The sequence below is a fragment of the Actinomycetota bacterium genome (assembly GCA_041658565.1).
Classification (GTDB): domain Bacteria; phylum Actinomycetota; class AC-67; order AC-67; family AC-67; genus JBAZZY01.
This window is the reverse complement of the sequence record JBAZZY010000096.1, coordinates 1-2,633: the sequence shown is the minus strand read 5'-3', so window position 1 is coordinate 2,633 and position 2,633 is coordinate 1. Positions and strand designations below refer to the sequence as shown.

Genomic DNA, 2,633 nt, shown 5'->3' with positions numbered 1-2,633 from the left:
CACGGACCGCGGCGAGGAGCCCAACGAGAAGCGCGCCGCCTACGGCTCGGACCGCGGCCACCGCCTCGATCTCGGGCGCGCGTTGGTCACCATCCCCAAGTCCCACCAGATACCCGAGGTCGAGCGTCCCTATGCGTTGCACATCCCCTATTTCGACATTGTGATCTACGAGGAGACCGAGGATCCGGCCAAGCACTTCACTCTGCAGCAGGTGAAGCGACTGTCGAAGGCCGACTTCCTGTCGCTGGTGCGCGAGCGCCTCGCCTCGTCGACGCGCTTCAAAGACCACGCGACCGTTTTTGTGCACGGCTACAACACGCCGTTCGACAACGCTCTCTACCGGGCGGCGCAGATCGCCTACGACATGGAGTTCGACGGCGTCCCGTTCGTCTACAGCTGGCCGTCCGGCGGCGCGGTGACGAGCTACACCTATGACCGCGAAAGCGCCGAAGGAGCCCGGCCGCATTTGCGCGCATTCCTCGACATGGTGGTCAAGGAAACCGGCGCCAAGTCGATCAGCATCATCGCCCACAGCATGGGCAACCAGGCCGTGCTGAACGTGCTGCGGGAGTTCAATGCATCGCCCGGGTCCGACGCCGTCATCAGCCAGCTGATCCTCGCCGCCCCCGACGTCGATATCGACAACTTCGCCAACATGGCGAAGAGCATCGAGGGGCTGTCGCGCGGTGTGACGCTGTACGCTTCGGCCAACGATCGCGCCCTTCTTGTCTCGCGTAACTTCTGGGGCAGCTATCGCGCCGGTGACGTTCCGGCATCCGGGCCTATCGTGCTGCCGGGCATCGAAACCATCGACGTCACCGCGGCCAGCACCGATATCTTCGCGCTCAATCACTCAGGCTTTGCGCAGAACGAGACCCTGGTGAAGGATATGGGCAAGCTGATCGAGGGCGACGTCCACCCGCCCGACGCACGCTCCGACAAGATCGAGCCCGTCAACTCGACCAAAGGCGGCTACTGGCGCCTTTCGCCATAGCGGATAGACCTGCGGTGCGGTGTTGTGCCGTGAAAGTGCGTTAGCCCACCGGCACGACGTCGACGCCGACGTGCACCGTGTGATCGTTGCCGCCCAGCAGGATGCCGCTGATGGGGCTCACGTCGTCGTAGTCGCGGCCATAGGCGATGGTGATGTGCCCATCGCGCGGGATGAGCCGGTTGGTCGGATCGAAGTCGACCCAGCCGTACGCCGGCGACCACACCGCGATCCACGCATGCGAGGCGTCGGCGCCGGCGCGGCGCGGCGCGCCCGGTGGCGGGCTGGTCAGGATGTAGCCGCTGACGTAGCGGGCCGACAGGCGCATGGCGCGCAGGCAGGCGAGCGCCAGGTGCGAGAAGTCCTGGCACACGCCGCGGCGCTGGTGCAGCACTTGCGTCACCGGGGTTGAAATGTCGGTCGCCGTCGCATCGAACGTGAACTCGTCGTAGATGTTGGCGATGAGGTCCCAGGTGCCCTGCAGCACCGGCCGTCCCGCGGGAAAGAAGCCCCGTGCATAGGCGGCGATCTCGGCGGTCGAGCGCGTATGCTTGGACGCGCAGGCATAGCGCGCCACCTCCAGATCGATGCCGGGCTTGGGATCGGCGATGGCGGCGACGACCGCCTCCCACGGCATGCTGGCGGCGAGGTCGACGGGGCGCGCCGCCGTCACGCCGATGGTGCTGCGCGCGTGGATGATGAGCTCTTTATGCTCCTGCTCGATATCGAACATGACGACGCGATTGCCGTAGACGTCCTCGCGCTCGGTCCGGATGGTGGGCGCCGGCTCGATGAGCAGCGCGTGCCCCTTCACCCGCTGGCGTTCGATGGCGCGCGGCGACATGTGCACGATGTGCTGGCTCTGCGCCACCGGCGTCGAATAGCGGTAAGTGGTGCGATGGCTCACATCGTAGATCATGGCTTCGGCTCGATGCGGGTGTGGACGCGGTGCGGCTGTTCCTCGAGCAGGTTGAAGTAGTGCCGCTCGATGGCCGTGGTGAGCTGCGGCAGCAGGCGCAGCTGGTTGCGCACCGCCGCCTGCAGCTCCGAGCGCGCGCTGTCCTTGGCGAACGCTTCGACGTCGGCGAGGCGGATCGCCGTCAGCATCGACAGAATGATGCGGCGCTCGTCGGTGAGGCTGACGCCCTGCTTGGCCTGCGGCAGTGCTGCGAGGTGCTGCGAGATGCTGGCCAGCTGATAGGCGAGGCTGCGCGGGTTGGTCTCGTCGAGCAGCAGCAGGTCGAGCACCAGCGGCAGCATCGGATCGAGGCGGTAGCGCGAGCGGTACGTGATGAAGCTGTCGGCCACCTCGAGCAGGAAGAACAGCCGTCCCGCTTCCTCATCGCGCCCGAGCGGATGCCCGAACAGCCACAGGATGGCTTCGCTCATGTTGCCGGCGCGCTCGACGCGGCGCCCCATATCGAGGAACACCCAGCCTTTGTTGCGGGTCATATTCTCGTGCATGAGGCCGTTGAAGGCGGCGAGCCAGCCGAGGCCGTCCTCGATGAGGTCGAGCAGCGCCTCCGGCGGGGCGGCGGCAAGCTCGCGGCGCCAGTCGGCGCCGGGGCGGAAATGGCTCAAGACGCGCCAGGCTTCGAGCGAGAGGCGATCACGCGTCAGGTTGGCGACGCGATAGAGCTTG

3 protein-coding genes are annotated in these 2,633 nt (G+C 66.6%); 1 reads left to right on the top strand and 2 read right to left on the bottom strand.

Annotation, left to right across the window (positions count from 1 at the left end; translation table 11 throughout):
* The coding region (locus WDA27_15340) for an alpha/beta hydrolase (protein MFA5892299.1) at window positions 1-994 on the top strand (994 nt) is incomplete at its 5' end.
* A 40-nt stretch (window positions 995-1,034) separates the two neighbouring features.
* Here the strand turns inward: WDA27_15340 and WDA27_15335 are convergent.
* Window positions 1,035-1,910, bottom strand: coding sequence for a transglutaminase family protein (locus WDA27_15335; protein MFA5892298.1), 876 nt, complete (start codon window positions 1,908-1,910; stop codon window positions 1,035-1,037).
* A partial coding sequence (locus tag WDA27_15330) for an alpha-E domain-containing protein (GenBank protein MFA5892297.1) occupies window positions 1,907-2,633 on the bottom strand: 727 nt, incomplete at its 5' end. The genes WDA27_15335 and WDA27_15330, both read right to left, overlap by 4 nt.